This window comes from Streptomyces sp. NPDC047841, assembly GCF_040704085.1.
Classification (GTDB): domain Bacteria; phylum Actinomycetota; class Actinomycetes; order Streptomycetales; family Streptomycetaceae; genus Streptomyces; species Streptomyces argyrophylli.
This window is the reverse complement of the sequence record NZ_JBEYRP010000003.1, coordinates 81,397-106,344: the sequence shown is the minus strand read 5'-3', so window position 1 is coordinate 106,344 and position 24,948 is coordinate 81,397. Positions and strand designations below refer to the sequence as shown.

Here is a 24,948-nt window from a genome sequence, read left to right as displayed (position 1 = left end):
AGTGGTTGTGCGGGTGCCCGCCCATGAAAACAGATGTTCCTGAGCCGGTTACGACGCCCCGGCGCCCGCCGCGCCCAGGAACTCCGCCCAGCCGCCTTGCGGGGACTGTCCGGGCGCCAGCGTGCGCAGCGTGCGCAGCACCGCCGGGTCCTGCGCCTCCAGCCAGGCCACGAGCTGTCTGAAGGACACGAACCGCACGTCGTCGTAGGCGGCCATCCTCCCGATCGCCTCCTCGACGGCGTCCATGTAGATGCCGCCGTTCCAGCGTTCGAAGTGGTTGCCGACGAAGAGGGGCGCGCGGTTGGACTCGTAGGCCCGCCGGAAACCGGCCAGGTAGGTGTCGCGGGCCTGGACGCGCCAGGTGTCGTACCGCGCGCGGTCGCCGAGCGGGTTGCCGCCGGACTGGTTGAACATCATGTTGTAGTCCATCGAGAGGACCTGGAAGGAGTGGCCGGCGAACGGTATGGACTGGAGCGGGAAGTCCCAGAGTCTGCCGCCCTGCACCTTGCCCGGCCAGACCTGGAGGCCGCCGGGGGAGCTGGCGTCGTACTTCCAGCCGAGCGCGGCGGCGGTGGGCAGCAGCCGGGCCTGGCCCTCCAGACAGGGGGTGCGGCCACCGATCAGCTCCTTGCGGTAGTCGAAGGGCAAGGGGTCGAGGTCGGTGAACCCGGTGTTGGTCTTCCACTTCGTCACGAAGTCCACCGCCTGGTCGATCTCGCTGCGCCACTCGGCCGGGGACCAGTTGCGCACACCGGTCGCGCCGCAGAAGTGCCCGTTGAAGTGGGTGCCGATCTCGTGTCCCTCCAGCCAGGCCGCGCGCACCTGCTGGAGCGTGGCGTGGATGTGCCGGTCGGCGAGGTAGCCGATCGCGGAGGCGCCGACCGGGTGCTGCGGCGGCCGGTACAGGTGCTTCTTGGACTCGGGCAGCGTGTAGATGCCGCTGAGGAAGAACGTCATCGCGGCGCCGTGGTCGGCGGCCACCTTGCGGAACCGGGAGAACAGCTTGTTGCTCAGCTCGCCCGCGCCGTCCCACGAGAACACCACGAACTGCGGGGGCCGCCGGCCCGGACGCAGCCGCTCCGGCTTCGGCTGGTGCGGCTGGGCGCCGGTGTCGGCGGTGGAGCCGTCGCCGATCGGCTTCACCGGCCGGGCCTGCGCGGTGCCCTTCCCGTCCGCCGGGTCCGGTCCGCCGGTCCTGAGGCCGGTGCCGGTGGAGCAGGCGGCCAGTGTGCCGAGGGCGCCCGCCGCCGCCCCCGCCGTCAGCACCCGCCTGCGTGAGATCCCGCTCATCTTCTCCCCGATTCCCTGGTCGGGCCCCTGGTGGGGCCACTTCGCTGTGCGGTCGACCGGGTTCGATGACCGGGGGGCGGGAAAAGATCGCGGCCCGCGGCGGCTGTTGCCGTCCTGTGACAGTCGTGGCGCCGACAGGACGAACGAGGCCGCCCCGGCATGACGGACCCCGCCGGCCCGGGGGAGTGGCAGCGGGGTCCGCGCGCGGGGACGCCGGGTCAGGAGGGCCCGGCGCCGGGGCTGAACACCGTCAGACGGACGGTCGAGGAGTTCCCGGAGACCGGTACCGGCCCGCCCTTCCAGGCCACCTTCAGCTGGTCCCGCTCGTCCGGCGGGGTCACCAGCAGCGTGGCCGGCGTGGCCGTCTTCGCCCCGCTGACCCCCGGGTTGGAGAAGGTCAGGCCCGCCCAGGCGCTCTGCCCGGGCCCGAGCCTGACGGTCACCGGGGTGCCCGGGGACCGCTGCGGGTCCGGACCGAGCCGGCCGCCGGAGCCGCCCACGAAGGCCGCGCCCGGATAGCCGTGCAGGGTGCAGGTCCGGGCGGAGGTGTTGGTGAGGACCACGGGGAAGTTCTCCTGGCCGGCGCCCGGGTCGTTGCGGCCCACGGAGGCGCGCAGCTCGGAGGTGTGGCAGCGGGTGGTCGCCGCGGCCGGGGTGGTCGTGGCCGCGCCACCGCCCGGGGACGCCGTCGTCCGGGGGGCGTCCGGCGAGCCGGTGCCGGTGCCGGTGGCGGAGGAGGCCGTGGCGGGCGGCGCCGGGCTCGTCGTGCCGTCCGTCGCAGGGGCGGCCGTACCCGGGACGGTGGCCGGGGCCTCGCCGTGCGCGTTCGTGCCGTTGCCGCAGGCGGTCAGCAGGCCCAGCACGGCGGCCGTGCCCACGAGCAGGGCCCCGCGCCGCGCGGACCGGGGGACGGGCCGGGGGGTGTACACCATGTCGCTCAACACTCCTGGAGGTCACGGCACGCGACGGGAACGCGCGCCTGCGGCGCCGGGTGCGCCGTCCTCTCCGTCCGATGCACGGACCGCCGGAAAAGTTCGGGACGCGCCGGGTTCTGTCGGATTCTCTTCCCCGCTCCGCCCCCCGGAAGCCCCCTGTTCAGGCCACCCGCAGCGAACGGAGCACGCCGTCGGTCCCGTCGCCGGCGCCCCGCTCGCGCACCTGTACGTACACCTGCGGCCGCGCCGCCCCGCCCGCCGGGACCAGCGCGGACTCGGTGATCGAGCCGCCGTCCGGGCAGCGCCGCCAGGCCCGGACCAGCCCGTGCCAGTCGGCGTCCGTGAAGCTGTGGGCGCCCGCGTAGCGGCAGCCGGGGTGCGCGAGCGCCCTCACCTTCGCGGTGACGTCGCCCTGCCCGCCGGCGCCGACGAACACCCCGTCCACGGCCGCCTCCGGATCGGACCAGCGGGACAGGTCGTCGGCCACCACGAGACCCGGTTCGTGCCCCGCCGCCAGCCCGAGCGCGTGCGGGTCCCAGCCGGAGTCGCGCAGCTCGCGGCCCCAGCCGGCGGGCACCTTGAGGGTCACCCGCCCGGTGGCGTCCGCGACACGCACCCCGTCGTCCGCGCCGCCGTCCCGGTGCAGCGCCACGGTCACCGTCGCCGCGGCGGCGGTGGCGGCGAGGAGCGCGGCCACGGCCAGCGTCACGGTGCCGAGCCGTCCGCGCACCCCGTCCAGGGGCCGCGCCGGCCGCCCCGACGGACCCGCGGCCAGCCGGTCCAGCTCCCCGGCGAACGCCAGCGCGCCCGGCCAGCGCCGCGCCCGGTCCGGCTCCAGCGCGCGCAGCAGCACCCGCTCCACGTCCGCGCCGAGGTCCGGCCGCAGCCGCCGGGGCGGAACCACCTTCCCCGGTGGGCCCGGCACGGTCCCGGTGAGCAGTTCGTAACCGACCGCGCCCAGGCTGTAGACGTCGGCCCGCTCGTCGATGCCCTCGCCGGGCTCGGCCTGCTCCGGCGGCTGGTAGCCCGCCGAACCGGCCGCCAGGGTCAGCACCGACGCCTGCGCGAGGCTCTTGGCCAGCCCCAGGTCGGCCAGCAGCACCCGCCGGGTGCCGTCCGGAGCGGTGTGCAGCAGCACGTTGGTCGGCTTGATGTCGCGGTGGACTATCCCCGCCTCGTGCAGCGCGGCGGCACCGCGCGCCGCCTCGGCGGTCAGCGCGAGCGCCTCCCGCACCGGCAGCGGGCCGTCCGCCGGCAGATCGGCGAGGGTCCCCCCGGCGGCGTACTCCATCACGAAGTACGGCCTGCCGTCCGGGAGTTCACCGATGTCGTAGACCTGCACCACCCGGCTCGACCCGGCCCGGCGCAGCAGCCGCGCCTCGGACAGGAAGCGCTCCCTGATGTCGAGCCGGTGCGACCAGTTCTCGGCGAGGACCTTGACCGCCACCGGGGCCTGGAGCTCGGGGTCGTGCGCGAGCCACACCGTGGCGAAGGCGCCGCTGCCCAGCGGCCGTTCGAGGCGGTGGCGGCCGATCCGCTCCAGGGGGTGCATACGACTATCATGCCTGGCCTGGGACCGACGTGGAGGGGAGCCCGTCCGTGCAGGACCAGGCGCCGACGGAAGACCTCGCCCGGCGCGCCGCCGCCGGCGACAGCGAGGCCCTGGACCGGCTGCTGAGCGGGATCCGGCCCGAGGTGGTGCGCCGCTGCGCGCGCTTCCTGCCCTGCCGGGAGGACGCCGAGGAGGCCGCGCAGGACGTGCTGCTCCAGGTCGCCCGGCACATCACCGGCTTCCAGGGCCGCAGCCGCTTCGGCACCTGGCTGTACACCGTCGTCGCCAACTGCTGCCGGCAGAAGTACCGGGAGCTGAAACGGCGGGCCGCCGAACAGCCCGCGCCCATCGAGCCCGCACACGCCGTCGACCCGCGCACCACCAGCGTCATCGCCGGCTCCCGGGTGGACCTGCTGGAGGCCCTGGACCGGCTGGAGCGCGAGCATCCGCACCTGGTGGCGCCGCTGGTCTACCGGGACATCTGCCAGCTGGACTACGCCGAGGCCGCCGAGCGCGCGGGCATCCCGCTCGGCACCCTCAAGTCCCGCCTGCACGAGGCCCGCAAGCAGGTACGGCCCTGGCTGGCCGCCTCCTGAGGAACGTCCCCGCGCCTACTGGTCCTCCTCGTACAGCGGCAGCTCGGCCCAGATCGTCTTGCCCTCCGGGGTGTGCCGGCTGCCCCAGCGCTGGGTGAGCTGGGCGACCAGCAGCAGGCCCCGGCCGCCCTCGTCGAACGTCTTCGCCCGGCGCAGGTGCGGCGCGGTGTGGCTGGTGTCGGAGACCTCGCAGATCAGCGTGGTCGTGTCGTGGATCAGACGGAGCCGGATCGGCCGCGCCCCGTACCGGATGGCGTTGGTGACCAGCTCGCTGACCACCAGCTCCGCCGTGAACGTCGCCTCGCTCAGCGACCAGGCGTCCAGCTGGTCCACGACCTGCTTGCGGATCGGCGCGACCAGCGCCGGGTCGGCGGGGATGTCCCAGGTCGCCACCTGCGAGGCGGGCAGGCCCCGGGTGCGGGCCAGCAGCAGCGCCACGTCGTCCGGTGCGGCCCCGCCCGGCAGCAGGGCGTGCAGCACGCAGTCGCAAGCCTCGTCCAGGGAGGCCGCGTCCTGCCCCAGCGCCCGGTACAGCAGCTCGCGGCTGGCGTCCGGGTCCCGCTCCCGGGACTGCACCAGACCGTCCGTGTACAGGGCGATGACGGTGCCCTCGGGCAGGTCCACCTCGGTGGACTCGAACGGCAGCCCGCCGAGGCCGAGCGGGGGGCCGGCGGGCAGGTCGAGCAGCTGCGGCCGGCCGCCCGGCCGCAGCAGCACGGGCGGCGGGTGCCCGGCGCGGGCCAGCGCGCAGCGGCGGGACACCGGATCGTAGACGGCGTACAGGCAGGTCGCGCCGACCTCGCCCGGGCTGCCCTCCGCGCCGGCGTCCTCCGACAGCCGCAGCACCAGGTCGTCCAGGTGGGTGAGCAGCTCGTCCGGGGCCAGGTCGATGTCGGCGAGGGTGCGCACGGCGGTGCGGAGCCGGCCCATGGTGGCCGAGGCCTGGATGCCGTGCCCGACGACGTCCCCGACGACCATGGCGACCCGCATCCCGGACAGCGGGATCACGTCGAACCAGTCCCCGCCGACGCCGGCGCGCGCCGCCGGCAGATAGCGGGAGGACGCCTCCAGCGCGGCCGTGCGCGGCAGCGAGCGGGGCAGCAGGCTGCGCTGGAGCGCGAGCGCCGTCTCCCGCTCGCGCGAGTAGCGGCGGGCGTTGTCGATGGAGACGGCCGCGCGCGCGGTGATCTCCTCGGCCAGCAGCACGTCGTCCGCGGTGAAGGGGTCGGGGCGGCGGTGCCGGGTGAACACCGCGACCCCGAGGGTGAGTCCGCGTGCCTGGATCGGCACCGACATCGAGGAGTGGATGCGGAACCGCCGCACCCGCTCGCCGCGCTCCGGGTGCCAGGTCAGCCACCGGTCCATGTCACCGGCGGACACGCTGGCGGTGATCGTGCGGCCCGCGGTCAGCGAGTCGGCCTGCGGGGAGAGGGCCGGGTACGCCTCCGTCGTCCCGGGCCGGACCACCACCTCCGGCAGGCCCGGCAGCACCGACTGGTGGGCGGCGCGGCGCAGCCGCACCGGCGTGGTGATGCGGGCCGGGGGCTCACCGCCGTACTCCTGCGGGTCCAGCAGATCGATGGTGACGAAGTCGGCGAGCGCGGGGACGCACACGTCGGCCAGCTCCTGCGCGGTACGGGTGACGTCGAGCGTGGTCCCGATGCGCACGCCGGCCTCGTTGAGCAGTTGCAGCCGCTGCCGGGCGCGGTGGTTGTCGGTGATGTCGTGCGCGGCCAGGCACACGCCCCGGATCCGGCCGGCCGGGTCCCGGACCGGCGCCATGCTGGCGAGCCAGGCGTGGGCCCGGTCCTCGCCGCCGGTCCGCATGAAGGTCTGCACGTCCAGGGGCCGGCCCGAGGTCAGCACCCGGAGCATGTCCTCCTCCAGCTCCTCGCTCTGCGGTCCGCCGCCGATCTCGGCGAGCCGCAGCCCCCGTACCCGTTCCTCGGGCAGCCCGACGACGTCGGCCATCGCCTCGTTCATCCGGCACAGCCGCAGCCGGTCGTCGTACACGGCGACCGGGCACGGCGACTGGACGAGGGCCGCCCCGGTGAGCGGGTCGTCCCCGCCGGGCGGACCGGTGCCGGTGAGCGGGGTGACCACGAGCCAGTCACCCGGGTGCTCGTCGTGCGCCGGACGGTGGTGGGCGAGCAGCCAGACGGGGACGGTACGGCCGTCCCGGTGGCGCAATCCGACCGTTCCCGCCCAGCGGGGGCCCGTGGGCGGCACCGGGGTGCCGGCGCCGGCCAGCAGCTCGGTGGCGGGGCGGCCCAGGACGGCGCCGGCGGGGTGGCCGAGCAGGCGGCGGGCGCCCTCGTTCCACTCCACCAGCGTTCCGTCGGGGCCGATGACAGCCCGGGCCGTCGCCGCATCGTCGAACGGATAGACCCGGCTCATCGTCGCCGCTCCCAAGCGCACACTCACAGTGAACAGGTGGCACCACTCGCGTACCAGCCTAGTGCTTCGCGCCCGCCCATGAGCGCCGATCCGGGCCGCCGGGCCGACCCGTCGAACACGTCGGGGGAACGGTCAAGGGGGACATCCGGCCGATGTGCCGTCGGCGGTACTCCTGCGGTTCCGGACCCTTGACGATCGAGTGTGGCAGGACGTCAGAATCTGTTTGTTCGCGATCAGTTGTGAGTACTTCTGGCCCCTGATGAGGGAGAGCCGCCCCATGTCGGTCACACGCAGATCGGTCCTGGCCGCCGCCACGGCGGCGCCCGCGGCCGGAACGCTCCTGAACCTCTCCGCGGCTCCGGCCGCCCTCGCCGCCGACGCGCACGCCGCCGGGGGACGCCGCACCGTGCCCCTCAGGGACGGCTGGCGCTTCGCCCTGGCCGACCCGGACGGCATCACCGACCCCGCCGGTGCCTACGCCCGGGCCGCCGAGCCGGGCTACGACGACTCGGCCTGGCGCCGGGTCGCCGTACCCCACGACTGGAGCATCGAGCAGACGCCCACGACCGACCACGGGACCACCAGCGGCACCGGCTTCTTCCCGGGCGGGCTCGGCTGGTACCGGCTCGCCTTCACCCTCCCGCGCGACTGGGCCGGCAAGCGGATCTCGGTCGAGTTCGACGGCGTCTACATGGACGCCCACGTCTACTGCAACGGCACCGAGGTGGGCCGCCACCCCTACGGCTACACCGGTTTCGCCTTCGACCTCACCGACCTCGTCCACACCGACGGCACCACCGCCGACGCGCTCGCGGTCAAGGTCCACAACCAACTGCCCAGCAGCCGCTGGTACTCCGGCAGCGGCATCTACCGCGAAGCCCGGCTGGTCGTCACCGAGCCGGTGCACGTGGCCCGCTGGGGCACGTACGTCACCACGCCGGAGGTCTCCGCCGACCGGGCGCTGGTCCGGGTGCGGACCACCGTGCGCAACGCCTCCGGCGCCGGCGCGGACGTGGAGGTACGCTCCCGCGTCGTCGCCCCGGACGGCCGGACCGTCGCCCGCGCGGCCACCACCGCCGCCGTCCCGGACGAGGCCACCGCGACCCACGAACTGACCGTCCCCGAGCCCCTCCTGTGGGACTTCGCGACCCCGGAGCACCGCTACACCCTGCACACCGAGCTGCGCGTCGGGGGCCGCACCACCGACACCCACCGCACGCCCTTCGGCATCCGCACCTTCCGCTTCGACCCCGACGAGGGCTTCTCCCTCAACGGCGCGTACACCAAGATCAAGGGCGTCGACCTCCACCACGACCAGGGCGCGCTCGGCGCCGCGATCAGCGTCGACGCCGTGCGCCGGCAGATGCGGATCATGAAGTCGATGGGCGTCAACGCCTTCCGCACCTCCCACAACCCGCCCTCGCCGCAGATGATCCAGGTCTGCGAGGAGCTGGGCATCGTGATGATGGTGGAGGCCTTCGACTGCTGGCGCACCGGCAAGACGACGTACGACTACGGCCGGTTCTTCGACGAGTGGTGCGAACGGGACGCCACCGAGATGGTCCTGGCCGCCCGCAACTCGCCCGCCGTGGTGCTGTGGTCCATCGGCAACGAGATCCCCGACTCGACCTCCACCGCCGGACTCGCCATGGCGGACCGGATCATCGCCGCCGTCAGGGCCGCCGACGACACCCGGCCGCTCGTCATCGGCTCCGACAAGTACCGGCGCGTACCGGCCAAGGGCTCGGCGGCCGACCTGATGCTCGCCAAACTGGACGGCCTGGGCCTCAACTACAACACGGCCAAGTCGGTGGACGCCCTGCACGCGGCCTACCCGCACCTGTTCCTCTTCGAGTCCGAGTCCTCCTCGGAGACCTCGACCCGCGGCACCTATCAGGAGCCGGAGCACCTGAACACGGGGGAGAACCACACGCCCGGCAGGCGGGAGGTCTCCTCGTACGACAACAACCTCGCCTCCTGGACGATGAGCGGCGAGTACGGGCACAAGAAGGACCGGGACCGGAAGTGGTTCGCGGGCCAGTTCCTGTGGTCCGGCATCGACTACATCGGCGAACCGACGCCGTACGACGTCTTCCCGGTCAAGGCGTCCTTCTTCGGCGCCGTCGACACCGCCGGCTTCCCCAAGGACATGTACCACCTCTTCAGGAGCCAGTGGACGGACGAACCGATGGTCCACCTGCTGCCGATGACCTGGAACCACGAGGAGGGCGACACCGTCGAGGTCTGGGCGTACGCCAACGTGCCCGCCGTCGAGCTCTTCCTCAACGGGGAGTCCCTGGGCGTGCGGGAGTTCGACGCCAAGCGGACGGCCGACGGCCGCGGTTACCTGGAGACCACCGAACCCACCGGTGACGACAAGACCTTCGCCGACGGCCCCTACCCGGGCAGTTACACCAGCCCCAACGGCAGCGCGGGCAAGCTGCACCTGACCTGGAAGGTGCCGTACCGGCCGGGCGAGCTGAAGGCGGTGGCCCGGCGCGACGGCAAGGCCGTCGCCACCGACGTGCTGCGCACGGCCGGCGCCCCGCACGCCGTACGGCTCACCGCCGACCGCGCGTCCCTCGCCGCCGACGGCCGTTCGCTGGCCTTCGTCACCGCCGAGATCGTCGACGCCCACGGCGTGGTCGTGCCCGACGCGGACCACCTCATCGCCTTCGACGTCTCCGGCGGCTCCCTGGCCGGTGTCGACAACGGCCGCGAGGAGAGCGCCGAGCGCTACCAGGCGAGCACCCGCACCGCCTTCCACGGCAAGGCCCTCGCGATCGTCCGCTCCGGCACCAGGCCCGGCGCCCTCAAGGTCACCGCCCGGGTGGACGGCCTGCGCGCGGACACCGCCCGCCTGGTCACGAGCCCGGCCCGCTCGGCCTCGACGACCGCACCCGCCGGCTTCCGGCCCGGCCACCCGGCGCCGCCCGGCTACCCGCACGCGGACGCCAGTTACTCCGGCCGTCCGGACACCCTGCCCGCCGCCATGCTGGACGGCGACCCGGCCACCGGCTGGTCCAACGCCTTCGTCAAGGCGGCTACCGCGCTGCTGCCCGCGTTCGGCGGGGCCCGGCCGAAGGACTGGGTGTCGCTCGACTTCGGGCGCACCCGGAGCGTCGACCGGGTGGCGGTCTCCTTCACCGTCGACACCGGCCACACCCTGCCCGAACGGGCCGAGGTGGCGGTGTGGGACGGCCACGCCTGGGTCCCGGTGACCGGGACGAGGACGGAGTGGGCCACCGCCTCCGACAGCCCGACGGTCATCACCTTCGACGCGGTACGCGGCTCCCGGCTGCGCCTGACGCTCACCAGCGCGTACCCGGGCCAGCCGAAGGGAGCGGTGCGGATCAGCCGGCTGGAGGTGTGACGGTACGGCGTGCGCTCCGCGCTCCCGCCGCTGGGCCGGGGGTTCGGGGCCGCCGTGGGCGGCCGGCCCGCACCTCGTGACCGCTGCCGGGCGCGGAGTGGATCAGCGGATGGGCGTGTGCCAGCGGGGCTCAGCCGGCTGGAGGTGTGACCGTGCGGCAGCACCTCGTGCCGCCGCGGGGGGCGGTGCCGTCGGGGCCGAGGCGGGACGGGGTGCCGTGCCGCCGGGGCCGGGCGGCTGGCAGTGCGGCGGCGCGGGCATCGCCCGGGGGCGGTCAGGCGGCGTCGTGGAAGACCAGGCCCAGGGTGCGTCGCCGTCCCGACCGCACCGTGCTCACCCCGTGCCGCGTCGCCCCGGCCGACCAGCCGCGGCGGGTGCGCACGGGGCGGTCCCGGGTGGTGAACACCAGCCCGTGCCCCTGCCGCAGGACGCTCGCCGTGCCCCGCGACTGGGCGCGCGGGCGCTGCTCGACCAGCAGGAACTCGCCGCCGGTGTAGTCGGTGCCGTACGCGTCCAGCGCGATCACCACCTGGAGCGGGAAGACCAGCTCCCCGAACACGTCCCGGTGCAGCGCGTTCCAGTCGCCCGGACCGTAGCTGAGCAGGATCTGCGCCGACCGGTCCTGGCCGGCCGCGTGACAGCGCGCCAGCCACGCGTCGAGCGAGTCGGGCCAGGGCGCCGGGCGGTCCAGGCGGGCCGCCCAGTCCCGGGCGACCGGCAGCAGGCGCGGGTACAGCGCCGCCCGCAGCGCGGCGACCGGCGCGGGCAGGTCGTGCGTGAAGTAGCGGTACTCGCCGGAGCCGAACCGGTGCCGGCCCAGGTCGACCGTGGTGCGGAAGAGCTCCGGCTCGTCGTACAGCGCCGCCAGGTCCGCACACTCGGCGGGCGTCAGCAGCGGGCCCGTGGACGCGCTGCCGTGCTCGTCCAGCTCGGCGGCGAGCGCGGCCCAGTCGGTGCGGGCCGTCCGGCGGTGGGCCTCGGCCCGGGTGAGCGTCATGGGTGCTCCCGTCACCACAGCGCCGGCCGCAGCGCGCCCTCGTGCGCCAGCAGCCACCGCTTGTGCTCGACCCCGCCCGCGTACCCGCGCAGCGAGCCGTCCGCGCCGATCACCCGGTGGCACGGGCGGACCAGCAGATGGGGGTTGGCGCCCAGGGCCCGGCCCAGCGCGCGCAGTTCCGACCGGGGGACGCCGGCCCGGACGGCCAGCTCGCCGTACGTGGTCGTCGTTCCGTACGGCAGGTCGTCCAGCGCCTGCCACACGGCCCGCTGGAACGGGCTGCCGGTGGGGGAGAGCGGCAGGTCGAAGCGGGTCCGGCGGCCCGCGAAGTACGCCTCCAGCTGCCGGTGCGCCTCGGTGAACGGCCGGTCGTCGCGGTCCCCGGGCCGGACCGCCGGGGCTCCCCGCTGCCCGGGCAGCGACAGCGAGACGAGGGCGAGGCGGCCGGCCGGGGACACGGACCCGGTCAGCAGCAGGTCGCCCAGCGGGCTGGGGTGCAGGGTGTGCGCGGTGTACGTCTCCATCGGTGCTCCTATGTGTCTCCCCGGGTCGCCGGCTGCTTCCCGCGCTGTCGAGTCTGCTGCGCCACAGGCCGTGTCACCGGCGGGAATCGGACATGGCCCTCACCCCCGGCCGGTACCGCACTCAACCCATCTTGACCTGCGCGTATTTACGCGTGAGTACCCGCGCGGTACCGTGAGGGCATGCCAGCTCTCAACGTGGAGTTCAGCGAACGGGAACTAGAGGACCTGCGGCAGATCGCCAAGGAGCGCGGTACCTCGATGAAGGCCCTCGTGCGCGAGGCCGCCGCCGCCGACATCGCGCGCCACCGGGCCCTTCAGGAGGGCGCCGAGGCGTTCCGCCGCTTCTTCGCCGGCCATGCCGAGGAGTTCGCGGCGGCCTTCCCCGACGACGAGCGCCCCACCAGGGGCGCGGCCGCCTGAGCGATGCCCTCCGTCATCCATATCGACGTCCCCTGGCTGCTCCAGCGGCACGAGGAGGTCCTGCCCGACCAGCCCGCCGTGGACGACTTCTCCGCGCTGGTCGCGGCCGTCGCCCGGCACCGGGTGGACCCGCCCCGGCTCGGTGTGGACTCCGACGCCGCCTGGCGCGCCGCCGCGCTGCTGCACACCCTCGCCGTGCTCAAGCCGCTGCCCGCGGCCAACGCCCGCTTCGCCTGCGCGACCGCGGTGGCCTACATGTTCGTCAGCGGCGTCGGCATCGACCCGCCCTACGGCGCCCTCGTCGACCTGGCCCGCGACCTGATCTCCGGCAAGACCGACGTGTACGGCGCCGCCGACCGGCTCCGCTCCTGGCAGATCTGAGGCCGCCGGGGCCGTCCCGCTCCCGGCCGGCGGGGGAAGCCGCCGGGAGCCGCCGGCCGGGAGCGGGCCTTTCCGAGGTGGACCGGTGCCCAGTCCACCACCGGGCCGCCCGCCGCGGGAGCGTGCGCGTCCGGCGGACGCGTGCACGCGCTTCACACGGGGCGCATGGGAAATCCGGCCGCTTTCGCTGCAACCACCGGCCGGATCCGCGATTTTGACTTTCTTTCAATAAGGCCGATGTCCTCCGTGCGCCTTGTTGCCCCTGTGGCACTTGTGCAAGGGTTCAAACGCGGTGAATTTCCCGCTCGCACACGCGCCAGAAGGAATCCGCTCCGTGCTCACCCCCCACCCCCCTCGTCCTCCCTATCCGCCGTCCGGCGCCGATCCCGGGGAATGCGACGAGTTCCTCGCCGGCCCGCTGCGGGCCGGCTCCGACGCGGAGGCATCCCGGTCGGCCGCCCTGCTGATGGCCCGGCACTGGCAGCCGACCCAGGAGTACGCGGTCATCTGCCTGGCCGCCTCCGGACCCCTCGCCCACATGGTCACCGCGACCGCCTTCCACCAGGTCCTGGGCAGGCTGGCGCTCGGCGAAGCCGCCGACGCGCTGCGGCCCCGCCTGCTGGTAGCCGTGCGTGACACGGTCCTGAACTGGTCCGGCACCGACCGGATCACCGCCGTGCTCCCCGGGCTCGGCAAACCCGCCGGGGGACGCGGAATGCGCGCCGCGCAACCGCTCGTACCCGAGAACCGCGCCCTGTCCGACCGTTCCTTCCACGGCCTCTCCCGCCTGGAACAGGCCCTGTTGTGGCACGCCGAGGTCGAGGCCGAACCGGTGGACGTGCCCGCGGGACTGCTCGGCGTGGACCTCCGGAACGCGACCGCCGCACTCGAACAGGCCAGGGAGAAATTCCGCGAGGGCCTGGTGCGCGCCCACCGCGAACTCGCGCCCGGCAAGGAGTGCCGTTACTACAACCGCCTGCTCGACGTTCCGATCCGTCGGGGCGGCGCGCTGCTGCCCGACGTCCAGGAGCATCTGGCCGGCTGCCCCTACTGCCGGCACGCGGCCGAGCAACTCGGCCACACCGACGCGGCGTTGGGCGTGCTGCTCGCCGAGGCCGTGCTCGGCTGGGGCGCCCGCCGCTACCTCGAATCGCGCCCCGGCCGCCGGCCCGGCCCCGCCCGCGGCGGCTCCCGGCGGGCGGGCGGACGCCGGCGCGGCGGCTCCCGGCGCGGTGCCGAGGAGGACGGAAGAGGGCTGCCGGCCCGGTTCCTCGCCGGGGTGTCCGCGCACCGCGCCCCCGGCACCGCGTGGTCGTCCAGGACGCTGCTGACCGGGGTCGGTGTGGCCTCGGCCGGGCTGCTCGCCACCGTCCTCGCGGTCGGGATGTGGCCGGACGGCGACGACGGCACCGCCCCCGTCGCCACCAGCGCCACCCCCGGCGCGTCGGCCCCGTCGGGCACCCCGGGCCTGCCCGCCGCCGGCCGGCCCGGTCCGCTGCGCAACGCCGCCGGCCGGTGCCTGGACGTCAAGGGCACGCCGGAGGAGGGAGCGAGTGCGGTGCTCGCCGACTGCTCCGGCTCGGCCACACAGCGGTGGACGTACGGCACCGACGGGCTGCTGCGCAGTGCCGCCGGCACCGGTCTGTGCCTGGACTCGCACGCCGACGCCGGCGTGGTGCTCCTCGGCCGCTGCGCCGGCGCCGGGGCGGAGCGGGGCGACGACGTGCGCTACGACCTGACTCCCCGGGGCGAGTTGCTGCCGCGGTGGGACCGGACGCTCGCGCTCGCACCCGGCGGCGACCAGGCGGGGGCCGACCTCGTCGTCAAGGTCCGGGACGGGTCCCCCGGCCAGCGGTGGCTCTCCGGCGGCTCATCGTAGGGCGGCGGCAGGACGCCGCCCCTGCTGCCGGTCAGCCGGTCAGCCGGTCGGCCGGTCGGCCGGTCAGTCGCGGACCGGCGGCGGGGCGTGCGCGGTTCCGGCGCTGCGGTGCTCGCCGGGATGCGCGGGCCGCCGCGGCGGCGGAGTGCGTGGCGTCATGGGCGCTCCGGCCCGGCTGCCGAACGGCGCCCCGCGGCTGCCCGACGGCCCGGACGCCCCCGGCGGTCAGGGGCGTCCGGGCGGCCCCGGTCAGGGCCTCGGCCGGTCCGGCGGGCAGGGCCGATGGGCCAGGGCTCGGTGGGCCAGGGCCTCGGTGGGTCAGGGTTCCATGGCCCGAGGCCCGAGGCCCGAGGCCCGAGGTCCGACGGGCCAGGGCTCGATGGCGGCCGGCCGCCCGTGTGGCGGCGGATGGGCGGCCCCGGTCAGGCCCCGGTGGCGGAACCGCCGTCCGTGGCCCGGCTAGAGCCGCACGCCGGATCCGCCCCGCGTCCCTCAACAGGCCGCGGTGCCGTCCGTTTCCAGGTCCGACCGCGTCACCGTACCCGGGCGTGCGTGGCCCGACAGGGCCAGGGTCAGGTCGAACTCCGCGAGGAGGCAGCGGATGACGTGCTCCACGCCCGCCTGGCCGTCCAGGCCGAGGCCGTAGACGTACGGACGCCCGAGCAGGACCGCACGCGCGCCCAGGGCCAGGGCCTTGAAGACGTCGTCGCCGGTGCGCACCCCGCTGTCGAACAGCACCGTCAGCCGGTCGCCCACCGCGTCCGCGACCCGGGGCAGCGCGTCGGCCGCCGCGACCGAACCGGCCACCTGCCGGCCGCCGTGGTTGGAGACCACCACGCCGTCCATCCCGGCGTCGGCGGCGAGCCGGGCGTCGTCCGGGTGCAGCACGCCCTTGAGGACGATCGGCCCGTCCCAGTTCTCCCGCAGGAAGGCCAGGTCGGGCCAGGTGTGGCTCGCGTCCCCGAACAGACCGAGGAAGTGCAGCACCGCCGCGTTCGGGTCCTCGTGCACCGGCTTGGCGAGGCCCGCGCGGAACGCCGGGTCGGTGAAGTAGTTGGCGGTGCCCACGCCGTGCACGAACGGCAGGTAGGCCTGGTCCAGATCACGGGGCCGCCACGCCAGCAGCGGGGTGTCCAGCGTGACGACGAGCACCGAGAAGCCGGCCGCCCGGGCCCGGGCGAGGAAACTCCGGGTCACCTCGCGGTCCTTGCCCCAGTACAGCTGGAACCACCGCTCGGCGTCCCCCATCGCCTCCGCGACCTGCTCCATCGGCGTGCTCGAAGCCGACGACAGGACGTACGGCACGCCCTGTGCGGCGGCGGCCCGGGCGGCGGCCGTCTCGGCGTCCGGGTGCATGATCGACAGCACGCCGACGGGAGCGAGGGCGAGCGGTGCGGGCAGGGTCCGCCCGAGCACCTCGGTGGTGAGGTCGCGTTCGTGCACGTCCCGCAGCATGCGCGGCACGATCCGGCGCCGGGCCAGGGCCGCCCGGTTGGCGCGGGCCGTGCCGCCGTCGCCCGCGCTGCCCGCCACGTAGCCCACCGGGCCCGGGCCGAGCCGGTGTTCGGCCAGTTCCTCCAGCCGGGTCAGGTCGGTGGGGAGCCGGGGCACGGCCCCGGTCATCCCGTTCAGGTAGATCTCGTACTGGAAGTCCGCCCAGTGCTGTGCCATCCGTCAACTCCCGCGTGTCGTCGGCCGCATGCACCCCGACGATACCGACCGGTACGTCGGACGGAGCGCCGCGGGACCACGTCAGCCGGCCCCGCCCGCCGGCACGGGCGCCGGGGCGTCGGCGACGGCTCCCGGGCCGGTGATCGGCGGCACCGGGACCTCGACCGTACGGACCAGCCGCGCGCCCTCGGGGCCGTACGCGGCACGGGGTTCGGGGAACAGCCACAGCAGGGCCAGGAAGAGCACCGCGGCCGTGGCCAGCGACAGCGGCAGGCTGATGTCGACGCCGTGCGCCAGATCGCCCAGCGGACCCACGAACTGGCCCGGGATGTTCGTGAACAGCACACCGATGAGCGCCGACACCCACCACGCGGTCATGCCGCGCCAGTTCCAGCCGTGCGCGAACCAGTAACGGCCGCCGCGCTGACGGCGGTTGAAAACCTGGAGCGCGTCCGGGTCGTACCAGCCGCGCCGCGTCCAGAAGCCCAGCGTCATCACGACCATCCAGGGCGTGGTGCAGGTGACGATCATCGTGGCGAAGGTGGAGATGGACTGCACCAGGTCCAGGCCGAACCGGCCGGCGAAGATGAACGCGATCGACAACACGCCGACCAGCAGCGTCGCCTGGACCCGCGACAGCCTCGGGAACACCGAGGAGAAGTCGAGGCCCGTGCCGTACAACGAGGTCGTGCCCGTGGACATGCCGCCGATCAGCGCCAGCAGGCACACCGGCAGGAAGAACCAGCTCGGTGAGATCGCCAGCAGCCCGCCCACGAAGTCCGGCGCGGCCGGGTCGACGTAGTGCGGCGCCTTCGTCGCCACGATGCTGGCCGTCGCCAGACCGAACACGAACGGCAGCAGCGTCGCGAACTGGGACAGGAACGCGGCCCCGACCACCCGGCGGCGCGGGGTGGCGGCCGGGATGTAGCGCGACCAGTCGCCGAGGAACGCGCCGAAGGACACCGGGTTGGACAGCACGATCAGCGTCGCGCCGATGAAGGACGGCCAGAACATCGACCGCGTCGACGCGTCCGCCGAGGCGGTGAACACCCCGGCGTACGACGGGTCGAAGTCACCGGCGAACGCGACCGCGCCGAGCAGGAAGAGCACGCTCGCCGAGGTCACCGCGATCTTGTTGACGAACAGCATGAACCGGAAGCCGTAGACGCAGACCGCGAGCACCAGACCGGCGAAGAGCGCGTACGCGACGACGTACGACAGGTCGCCGCGCTCCAGGCCGAACAGCCGGTGCGCGCCGCCGACCAGGGCGTCGCCGGAGCTCCACACCGACAGCGAGAAGAACGCGACGGCCGTCAGCAGGGACAGGAACGAACCGACCACCCGGCCGTGCACACCGAGGTGCGCCGAGGACGACACGGCGTTGTTGGTGCCGTTGACCGGGCCGAACACCGCCATCGGGCACAGGATCAGCGCGCCCGCGAGGACACCGAGCACGGTGGCCGCGAGGCCCTGCCAGAAGGAGAGCCCGAACAGGATGGGGAAGGCGCCGAGGACGCAGGTGGAGAAGGTGTTGGCGCCGCCGAAGGCGAGCCGGAACAGGTCCAGCGGGGTCGCGGTGCGGTCGGCGTCGGGGATGCGCTCCACGCCGTGGGCCTCGACCTCGGTGAGGGCGGGTCCGGACGGGGAGGCGGACGCGGCGGGCGGTGCGGGCTGGTCGGACACGGGCGCTCCAGCAAGGACGGCAGCGGGGTGCGCTGACGGTACGGCGGGCGGAACCGTGTGATCCAGAGGACGGTTCGTCCAACTTTCGCGCCGCCGATGGATGAATCGCCCATCGGTGGGGCGGCGGAGGCCCCTCCGTCTGGTGATCACTTCATGAACACGAGGAGTCATGAAGGGGCGCGGCGCGGTCGGAGCCGGAATGTTTCAGGACGATTAACGAAGAGCTGTTTTTCGGCCATCCGGCCGCTGCCGCAGCGGGGGACCCGCCTGGTTCCGGGGGCGTGACGTTCGAATTCCGTGACTTCCCGCCACTGATTCAACACGAAAGGTTACTGAAACCCGTGGGTTCGATGTGAGTTTCCGCGACGGAGTCGGCAGAGTGGCGCTCGCCGCTCCGGCACCCGACCGGGCCGGAGCCGGCGACCCGACTGTTCGAGCGGAAGGATGCACACAATGCGGAACACCGCGCGCTGGGCAGCGGCCCTCGGCCTCACGGCCGCCGCCGTTTGCGGACCCCTGACCGGGGCCGCCGTCGCTGCACCGGGCGCCGCCCCGTCGTCGCTCTACGCCCCCTCGGCCCTGGTGCTCACCACCGGCCACGGCACCGACGCGGCCACGGCCACTCCGGAGCGCGCCGTCACCCTCACCTGCGCCCCCACCGCCTCCGGCACCCACCCGGCCGCCGCCCAGGCCTGCGCCGAACTGCGCCTCGCCGGCGGCGAACCGGAGGCCCTGAAGCCGGCCGGCGACGTGATGTGCACGAAGGTCTACGACCCCGTCGTCGTCACCGTCCAGGGCGTCTGGCAGGGCAAGCGCGTCTCCTACGAGCGCACCTTCGGCAACGCGTGCACGAGGGATGCCGCGGGCGGCGCTGTGTTCGCCTTCTAGGACCGGGATCGCACGGGTCCCCGTGGACACCGGATCAGGCCCGCAACTGGGGAGTGCGGCCCCTGGAGCGGGGAACCTGCGATCTCGCGCCGGGGCCGGCGGGCGGAGTGGGGCCGCCCGCCGGGCCCGGGCACACAGCCGCTCCCCGGGCCGGTCCGTGGGGGACCGCCCGGGGAGCGGCGAAAAACAATCCGTTTCAACCAGCCGTTCAGGCCTTGCGCCGGTGACTTGTGTCACACCAAGGGTAGCGGCGGCTGCGTCGGCAGGTACACAGAGCGACGCGGAAGCGGTCCGAGCAGACCGTGGTCCCGTCCTCCAGTTCGATCTCCACGGGCCCTTCCACGAGGAGGGGCCCGCGCCGCTGCATGGTGATCCGCCGCGCCCGGTCGGCCGAGGCCCTGGCCGCCGGACCGGCGGGGGCGGCGTCCGCCGGGGAGCCGGCGGAGCCCACCTCGGAGCCCACCTCGGAGTCCACGGCGTCCACGGCGTCCACGGCGTCAGCAGGGTCGTTCGGCACGGATGACCACCAGCTCTTCCCTGTCGTCGGCCGGCGCGAGCAGCCCGCGCCGGCGCAGCCAGTCCTCCCGGGAACGCAGCACCGGGCCGAAGGCGATCCAGCGGCGCCGGACCACCGACGCCTTCAGGCCCGCCGCCCGCAGCAGCTCCAGGGTGCGGTCGGGACCGCTCAGCGCCGAGTGCACCATCAGCAGCACCCCTCCGGGGCGCAGCAGCGCCGGCGCGTCCCGGCAGATCCGGTCCAGCAGCAGCCGCCCGTCGCACCCGGCGTCCCAGGCCCGGGCCCGGCCGTGCGGCCCGCGGCCGGCGTCGGGCGCCGGGACGTAGGGCGGGTTCGCCAGGATGAGGTCGTACGTCCGGCCGCGCACCGGTGCGAAGAGGTTGCCGCGCCGGATGCGCACCGGCAGCCGCCTCAGCCACGCGTTCAGCCGGGCCGTCCACACCGCCCGCCGGGACACGTCGACCGCTGTCACGGCCGCGCCCCGGCGGGCCGCCTCCAGGGCCAGCGCCCCGCTCCCGGTGCCGACGTCCAGCACCCGTGCGCCGGGCGGCGGCGCCTCTTCGTGGAGGGCCTCGGCCAGCAGCTCCGTATCGTCCTGCGGGGCGTACACACCCGGAAGCACCATAGCGATCACATCGCGCGGGTACCCCGGGAATCAGGATGTATGGGAAACCCCCTGTTTCACGGGTGTCTCCACGAGGGCTCCGGGGGCCGTGCGCACGGGGGAGTCCAGGGGGGTCCGCAGGGACGACCGTCCCGCGCGCCAGGCGTCCAGCAGCCGCCGCGCCAGCCGGTCCTCCAGGTACTCGGTCGCGTCGATCCCGAAGGCGATGTCCGGCGCCAGCTCCGGTTCCTCGTCGAGCAGTCCGCCGATCACCTCGTGCCGGACGACCTGCTCGTGCACCGCGTCCGCCTCCACGTGCTCGTCGTAGAAGAACTCCGCGGCCGGGCCGGCGCCGGTGCGGCGCATCGCCTCGGCCAGCCGGCGGGAGCCGGGCGAGGAGGTGATCTCCACCTCGGCGAAGTGGCCCACCAGCGCGCCGCGCAGGTCGCGGTGCAGGCCGAACAGGGACATCAGGTTGACGACGGCCAGCATCTCGGCCGGGGCCGCGTCCAGGTGACGGCCGTACGCGGTGTCCAGGCCCAGGTCCGTCATCAGGTCGGCGAACAGGCGCGCGTGCACCCGGTCGGCCCGGCCGCCGCCGAACTCGTCGTACTCCACCGCGGCCATCGCCGCCTTGGCCCGGCCCCACAGCCGCGGCAGCACCCAGGCGTGCGGGTCGGCCTCCTTCAGGTGGTACAGCGAGCGCAGCGCGGCGTACTCCCGCAGCTGCCACAGCTCGCCCTCGGCAGACAGGAAGTGGGTGACCCCCGTGCCCTCGGCCGGCTCGACGAGGAGGGCGGCCAGCGCGTCGTCCAGGCTGTCGTGGACCGGGGTGTCGGCGCGCAGGGCGGCGCCGAAGCGGTGTTCCAGCGCGGCCCTGACGCGCAGCAGCCCGGGGTCCCACTCGGTCTCCGGCGGGACACCGGCGAAGCCGCGGTAGTGCAGCTCGTAGCAGAGGTACAGGGCGAGCTGGAGGTCGTCGCCGTACGGATCGGCGGCCCCGGCGTCCGCGGGATCGGGAAGCGGGCCCGTGCCGCGCAGGTACGCGGTGACCGCGGCGGAGAGCGGGCCCCGGGGCGGGGGCAGCAGGGGTCCTCGCACATGGTGGTTCATGGGCATCGGGTACCCGCCGCGCGGGAAAGCACCAGTGATCGGCTGCGCTCCGGCCCGCCGTCCCGGCCCGGGTGCCGGCGGAGCGCCCCGTGGGCGCCCCGCCCGGCTGACCTCAGTCGCCCTTCGCCTGCTCCTGCGCCGTGGGGCTCGGGGTGATGGTGTCCCCGGCCTCACCCGAGGCGGACGGGTCCTCGTCGCGCTTCTCGGCGTCCTCGACCTCCCGGAGGACCTCCTCCAGGGCCGTGTCCGGCCGGTCCTCGTGGTCGTCGTGGCCGTTCCCGCCAGGCATGCCGTCTCCTTCCGTCGGCGAGGTGATCTCCTTGGCGGGTTACCCGAGCGAGGCGTCCCAAGCGTCCCCCGGACGGGGCGAGGGGCCGCCGTCTCCCTGCTGACGGCGGCCCCTCGGGCCCGGACCGCTACGGCTGTCACATGTGGACGACGGGTGCGGCGCCGGCGTCCTGCCGCGGCACCCCGCGCCGGTAGCAGACGAAGGCGATGACCGCGCCGGCGCCGAAGAGGACCGCCGACCACCAGAAGGCGGTGGTGTAGCTCTCGATCGTGGCCTGCCCCTGCACCAGCTTGCTGGTGGCGTCCCGGCCGGCCAGGTAGTCGGTGGCCGCGCTCGCCGCGAGGGTGTTCAGCAGGGCCGTGCCGATCGAGCCGCCCACCTGCTGCATGGCGTTGACGGTCGCGGAGGCCACGCCGGCGTCCTCGGCCGCGACCCCGCCGGTGGCCAGCTGCATGGCCGTCGGCATGACGAGGCCGAGGCCCACGCCGATCACGACGAGCTGCGGGAGCACCGCGCCGAGGTAGTGGGAGCCGAGGCCGATGCCGGTCAGCCAGGCCATGCCGGCCGTGGCGACCGCGAAGCCCAGCGGGATGACGACCTTGGGGCCGGTCCGGGGCAGCAGGACCGTGGTGCCCACCTGCGCGGTCACCATCAGCGCGCCGACCATCGGCAGGAACGCCACGCCGGTCTTCGTGGGGCTGAAGCCGAGGTTGAGCTGGAGGTAGTAGGTCAGGAAGAGGAACACGCCGAACATGCCGCCGGCGGCGATCAGCACCGCGAGGAACGAGGCCGCGCGGTCGCGGTCGAGCAGGATGCGCAGCGGCAGCAGCGGGTGCGCGGTCCGGGTCTGCCACCAGGCGAAGGCCGTCAGCAGCACGACGCCCGCGATCAGGAAGCCCCAGGTCAGCGGCGAGTCCCAGTCGTGGGTCTCGGCGTTGGAGAAGCCGTAGACCAGGGAAAACAGGCCGGCGGCGACCAGGACCGTGCCAGGGACGTCGAGCTTGGCGTGCGCCGCGTCGCGGTGGTTGCCCAGCAGCAGCCAGCCGCCCGCGAAGGCGACGACCGCGATGGCCACGTTCACGTACAGCGTCCAGCGCCAGTCCAGGGCGTCGGTCAGCACACCGCCGAGCAGCAGACCGAACGCACCGCCCGCGCCGGCGATCGCGCCGTAGACGCTGAACGCGCGTGCCCGCTCCCGCGCGTCGGTGAACGTGGTGTTGAGCAGCGAGAGCGCGGCGGGCGCGAGCAGCGCGCCGAAGACGCCCTGGAGGGCGCGGGCGACGACCAGCATGGTGAAGCCGTTCGCGGCGCCGCCGAGCGCGGAGACCGCGGCGAAGCCGACGACGCCGATGAGGAAGGCGGTCTTGCGGCCGAACATGTCGGCGATCCGGCCGCCGAGCAGCAGCAGGGAGGCGAAGGCCAGGGCGTAGGCGGTGACGATCCACTGCCGGTTGCCGTCGGAGAAGCCCAGGTCGCTCTGGGCGGACGGCAGGGCGATGTTCACGATCGTGGCGTCGAGCACCACCATCAGCTGAGCCGTCGCGATGACCGCGAGGATCCACCACCGCTTGGGCGAGGCCTCGGCGTGCTCCGGCGCCGCGGCTCCCGCACGGGAGCTCTCGGCCAGGGTCTTCTCGGGCATGCGGAACCACTCCAGGGAAGTCGTTCGGGTACGGGACGGCACAGGGGTACGACGAGGCGAACAGCTCGTAAACGAAACTGTTTCGTACACCGAGAGCCTAAGCCACCTCGAGCGAAACGGCAACGTTTCTTTATGGCGGCCCACTTCGCCGTGCGCGGTGTTTCAGTGTGTGGCGCCCTGGATACACCGCGAAGGTTCGGCCCCGGAGTTCGCGAGCCCGTGCAATGCCGTCGCAGTGAGGTCGTCACCATGTCCCATGCCCCGTCCCCCGCAGGACCGTCGAACGAGACCCGGCCGCTCCCGGCCCCGGCCGGAAGGGCCAGGACCGCCCCGCGCCCCGGCCGGGGCGGTGCCGCCCTGGTGACGGGCGCCTCCTCGGGCATCGGCGCGGCCGTGGCCCGCCGGCTGGCCGCCGAGGGCGGCTGGCGGCTGGCCCTGAACGGACGCGACGTCACCCGACTGGAGCAGGTCGCCGCACAGGCCGGTGCGGTCGCGCTGCCCGCCGACCTGACCCGGCCCGGCGCCGACCGCCGGCTCGCCGGCCTCGCGCTGGACCGCCTCGGACGGCTGGACCTGCTCGTCGCGGGCGCCGGCGTCGGCTGGGCCGGGGACTTCGCCGGCATGCCGGCCGCGCGGATCGACGAGATCGTGGGGGTCGACCTGCTGGCCACCGTGCACCTGGTGCGGACCGTCCTGCCGCACATGGTCGCCGCCGGATCCGGACGCGTCGTGCTCATCGGATCGCTCGCCGGCAGCGTGGGCGTGCGCGGCGAGGCCGTCTACTCCGCCGCGAAGGCCGCGCTGGCCACCTTCGCCGACTGCCTGCGCTACGAGCTCCGCGGCACCGGGGTGGGCGTCAGCCACGTCATCCCCGGCGTGGTCGCCACCCCCTTCTTCGACCGGCGGGGCACCCCGTACGCGCGGTCCTGGCCGAGGCCCGTGTCCGCCGAACGTGTGGCCGACGCGGTCTGCGCCGCCGTCCTGCACGGCCGGGACGAGGTGTACGTCCCCGGGTGGCTGCGGCTGCCCGCGCGGGTGCGTGGGGCCGCGCCCGGGGTCTACCGGCGGCTCGCCGCCCGCTTCGGGTGAGCGGTCATGATGGCGCTGACCGTCCTGCTCGCCCTGCTCGCGGCCCTGTCCAACGCGTCCGCGTCGGTGCTACGACGCCTGGTGGCCGTGCAGGAGCAGCCCTGCGGCTGCCCGCGCGGGTGCGTGGGGCCGCGCCCGGGGTCTACCGGCGGCTCGCCGCCCGCTTCGGGTGAGCGGTCATGATGGCGCTGACCGTCCTGCTCGCCCTGCTCGCGGCCCTGTCCAACGCGTCCGCGTCGGTGCTGCAACGCCGGGCCGCCGTGCAGGAGCAGCCGGACCAGGAGGGCGGGACCGAGTCCGTGGTGCGCCGGTTCGCCCATCTGCTGCGCAGACCCTCCTGGCTGGCGGGCGCCGGGCTGCTGGGGCTGTCCAGCCTGTTGCAGGCCGGGGCGCTGGCCGTGGGCAGCCTGTCCCTGGTCCAGCCCCTGCTCGCCGCCGAACTGCTGTTCACGCTGGCCGTGGGCAGCGTCGTCTTCCGGCGCCGCCCGCAGGCCCGCACCTGGCTCGCGTTCGTCGCCCTCGCCGGCGGACTTGCCCTGTTCCTGCTGGCGGCGGCGCCCTCCGCCGGCCGGCCCACCGCGCGGCCGGGGGACTGGCTGCTGGGCGGCGGCGGGGCGCTCGGCGTCGTCGTCCTGCTGGTCGCGGTCGCGCGCCCGGCCCGGGGCGCGTCCCGGGCCGCGCTGCTCGGCCTCGCCTCCGCCGTGTCCTTCGCCACGACCGCGGCGCTGCTGAAGGAGGCCGTGGGACGCCTCGAGCAGGGACCCGCGCAGATGTTCGGACACTGGTCGCTGTACGCCACGGGCGCCGCCGGACTCGTCGCGTTCCTGCTGCTCCAGGGCGCGCTCGGCGCCGGCTCGCTGACGGCCTCCCAGCCCGCCCTCACCCTCGGCGACGCCCTCACCAGCGTCGTGCTCGGCTGGGTGCTGTTCGGCGAGACGATCCACCTGGGCCTCAGCCTGCTGCCGGAGGCGATCGGCGTCGCCCTCATCGGCGCGGGCAGCATCGGCCTGGTCCACTCGCCGTCCGTCGGCGGGGAGTGGGACGCCACGGACCCGGAGGAGTCCCCCGGCTCCACCACCCCTCTCCCGCGCACCCCCAGGAGGTAGGT

Annotated in this window: 22 protein-coding genes; 9 read left to right on the top strand and 13 right to left on the bottom strand. The window is 74.6% G+C overall.

Going from position 1 to position 24,948, the window contains the following annotated elements; all coding sequences use genetic code 11:
- Window positions 1-48: 48 nt before the first annotated feature.
- The 3 genes from AB0947_RS05060 to AB0947_RS05050 form a co-directional block, all read right to left on the bottom strand.
- The gene (locus AB0947_RS05060) at window positions 49-1,290 is read right to left on the bottom strand and encodes a hypothetical protein (protein WP_366748861.1); all 1,242 of its coding nucleotides are present in this window, start codon (window positions 1,288-1,290) and stop codon (window positions 49-51) included.
- A gap of 218 nt (window positions 1,291-1,508) precedes the next feature.
- Window positions 1,509-2,222, bottom strand: coding sequence for a DUF4232 domain-containing protein (locus AB0947_RS05055; RefSeq protein WP_366748860.1), 714 nt, complete (start codon window positions 2,220-2,222; stop codon window positions 1,509-1,511).
- A 163-nt stretch (window positions 2,223-2,385) separates the two neighbouring features.
- Window positions 2,386-3,777: a serine/threonine-protein kinase gene (locus AB0947_RS05050; RefSeq protein ID WP_366748859.1), complete on the bottom strand. Its 1,392-nt coding sequence runs from the start codon at window positions 3,775-3,777 to the stop codon at window positions 2,386-2,388.
- A gap of 47 nt (window positions 3,778-3,824) precedes the next feature.
- On the opposite strand from AB0947_RS05050, the gene AB0947_RS05045 reads away from it, so the two are divergent.
- Window positions 3,825-4,373, top strand: a complete 549-nt coding sequence (locus AB0947_RS05045; protein WP_366748858.1) for an RNA polymerase sigma factor — start codon at window positions 3,825-3,827, stop codon at window positions 4,371-4,373.
- A 15-nt stretch (window positions 4,374-4,388) separates the two neighbouring features.
- Here AB0947_RS05045 and AB0947_RS05040 read toward each other — a convergent pair whose 3' ends face one another.
- Window positions 4,389-6,770, bottom strand: coding sequence for a SpoIIE family protein phosphatase (locus AB0947_RS05040; protein ID WP_366748857.1), 2,382 nt, complete (start codon window positions 6,768-6,770; stop codon window positions 4,389-4,391).
- Window positions 6,771-7,047: 277 nt separating this feature from the next.
- On the opposite strand from AB0947_RS05040, the gene AB0947_RS05035 reads away from it, so the two are divergent.
- Entirely contained in the window at window positions 7,048-10,143 is a 3,096-nt protein-coding gene (locus AB0947_RS05035; RefSeq protein WP_366748856.1) for a glycoside hydrolase family 2 TIM barrel-domain containing protein, read from the top strand.
- 274 nt (window positions 10,144-10,417) lie between these two features.
- On the opposite strand, the gene AB0947_RS05030 is transcribed toward AB0947_RS05035, so the two are convergent.
- Both AB0947_RS05030 and AB0947_RS05025 read right to left on the bottom strand, forming a co-directional pair.
- Window positions 10,418-11,140, bottom strand: a complete 723-nt coding sequence (locus AB0947_RS05030) for a 2OG-Fe(II) oxygenase (RefSeq protein WP_366748855.1) — start codon at window positions 11,138-11,140, stop codon at window positions 10,418-10,420.
- An 11-nt stretch (window positions 11,141-11,151) separates the two neighbouring features.
- Window positions 11,152-11,664, bottom strand: coding sequence for a methylated-DNA--[protein]-cysteine S-methyltransferase (locus AB0947_RS05025; RefSeq protein WP_366748854.1), 513 nt, complete (start codon window positions 11,662-11,664; stop codon window positions 11,152-11,154).
- 180 nt (window positions 11,665-11,844) lie between these two features.
- Between AB0947_RS05025 and AB0947_RS05020 the strand changes: the two genes are divergently transcribed.
- From AB0947_RS05020 to AB0947_RS05010, 3 genes are all read left to right on the top strand, one after another.
- Entirely contained in the window at window positions 11,845-12,084 is a 240-nt protein-coding gene (locus AB0947_RS05020; protein WP_366748853.1) for a hypothetical protein, read from the top strand.
- Between the two features lie 3 nt (window positions 12,085-12,087).
- Window positions 12,088-12,465: a toxin Doc gene (locus tag AB0947_RS05015; protein ID WP_041666033.1), complete on the top strand. Its 378-nt coding sequence runs from the start codon at window positions 12,088-12,090 to the stop codon at window positions 12,463-12,465.
- Between the two features lie 334 nt (window positions 12,466-12,799).
- A complete protein-coding gene (locus AB0947_RS05010; RefSeq protein WP_366748852.1) occupies window positions 12,800-14,344 on the top strand; it encodes an RICIN domain-containing protein in 1,545 nt (514 codons plus the stop codon).
- Between the two features lie 492 nt (window positions 14,345-14,836).
- On the opposite strand, the gene AB0947_RS05005 is transcribed toward AB0947_RS05010, so the two are convergent.
- Together AB0947_RS05005 and AB0947_RS05000 are read right to left on the bottom strand one after the other, a co-directional pair.
- A complete protein-coding gene (locus AB0947_RS05005) occupies window positions 14,837-16,015 on the bottom strand; it encodes a lactate 2-monooxygenase (protein WP_366748851.1) in 1,179 nt (392 codons plus the stop codon).
- An 81-nt stretch (window positions 16,016-16,096) separates the two neighbouring features.
- A complete protein-coding gene (locus tag AB0947_RS05000; RefSeq protein WP_366748850.1) occupies window positions 16,097-17,698 on the bottom strand; it encodes a cytosine permease in 1,602 nt (533 codons plus the stop codon).
- Window positions 17,699-18,151: 453 nt separating this feature from the next.
- Between AB0947_RS05000 and AB0947_RS04995 the strand changes: the two genes are divergently transcribed.
- A complete protein-coding gene (locus AB0947_RS04995) occupies window positions 18,152-18,586 on the top strand; it encodes a protease inhibitor (RefSeq protein ID WP_366748849.1) in 435 nt (144 codons plus the stop codon).
- Window positions 18,587-18,794: 208 nt separating this feature from the next.
- On the opposite strand, the gene AB0947_RS04990 is transcribed toward AB0947_RS04995, so the two are convergent.
- From AB0947_RS04990 to AB0947_RS04970, 5 genes are all read right to left on the bottom strand, one after another.
- Window positions 18,795-18,953, bottom strand: a complete 159-nt coding sequence (locus AB0947_RS04990) for a CDGSH iron-sulfur domain-containing protein (RefSeq protein ID WP_366749174.1) — start codon at window positions 18,951-18,953, stop codon at window positions 18,795-18,797.
- 130 nt (window positions 18,954-19,083) lie between these two features.
- Window positions 19,084-19,728 carry a HemK2/MTQ2 family protein methyltransferase gene (locus AB0947_RS04985; protein ID WP_366748848.1) on the bottom strand — a complete coding sequence of 215 codons (645 nt, stop codon included), beginning with the start codon at window positions 19,726-19,728 and terminating at the stop codon, window positions 19,084-19,086.
- Between the two features lie 30 nt (window positions 19,729-19,758).
- The gene (locus tag AB0947_RS04980) at window positions 19,759-20,820 is read right to left on the bottom strand and encodes an iron-containing redox enzyme family protein (RefSeq protein ID WP_366748847.1); all 1,062 of its coding nucleotides are present in this window, start codon (window positions 20,818-20,820) and stop codon (window positions 19,759-19,761) included.
- Between the two features lie 112 nt (window positions 20,821-20,932).
- Window positions 20,933-21,109 carry a hypothetical protein gene (locus AB0947_RS04975; RefSeq protein ID WP_171150470.1) on the bottom strand — a complete coding sequence of 59 codons (177 nt, stop codon included), beginning with the start codon at window positions 21,107-21,109 and terminating at the stop codon, window positions 20,933-20,935.
- Window positions 21,110-21,245: 136 nt separating this feature from the next.
- Window positions 21,246-22,751 (bottom strand): MFS transporter, encoded by a 1,506-nt coding sequence (locus AB0947_RS04970; RefSeq protein WP_366748846.1) that lies wholly within the window; start codon window positions 22,749-22,751, stop codon window positions 21,246-21,248.
- 249 nt (window positions 22,752-23,000) lie between these two features.
- On the opposite strand from AB0947_RS04970, the gene AB0947_RS04965 reads away from it, so the two are divergent.
- Genes AB0947_RS04965 through AB0947_RS04955 form a run of 3 tightly spaced genes read left to right on the top strand, consistent with a single transcriptional unit; the run spans window position 23,001 to window position 24,946 of the window.
- Window positions 23,001-23,840 (top strand): SDR family NAD(P)-dependent oxidoreductase, encoded by an 840-nt coding sequence (locus tag AB0947_RS04965; protein ID WP_366748845.1) that lies wholly within the window; start codon window positions 23,001-23,003, stop codon window positions 23,838-23,840.
- A gap of 6 nt (window positions 23,841-23,846) precedes the next feature.
- Window positions 23,847-24,023, top strand: coding sequence for a hypothetical protein (locus tag AB0947_RS04960; RefSeq protein WP_366748844.1), 177 nt, complete (start codon window positions 23,847-23,849; stop codon window positions 24,021-24,023).
- On the top strand, window positions 24,020-24,946 hold the full coding sequence (locus AB0947_RS04955; protein ID WP_366748843.1) for a DMT family transporter: 927 nt from the start codon (window positions 24,020-24,022) through the stop codon (window positions 24,944-24,946). Before AB0947_RS04960 ends, AB0947_RS04955 begins: the two co-directional genes overlap by 4 nt.
- The last annotated feature ends 2 nt before the right edge of the window (window positions 24,947-24,948 follow it).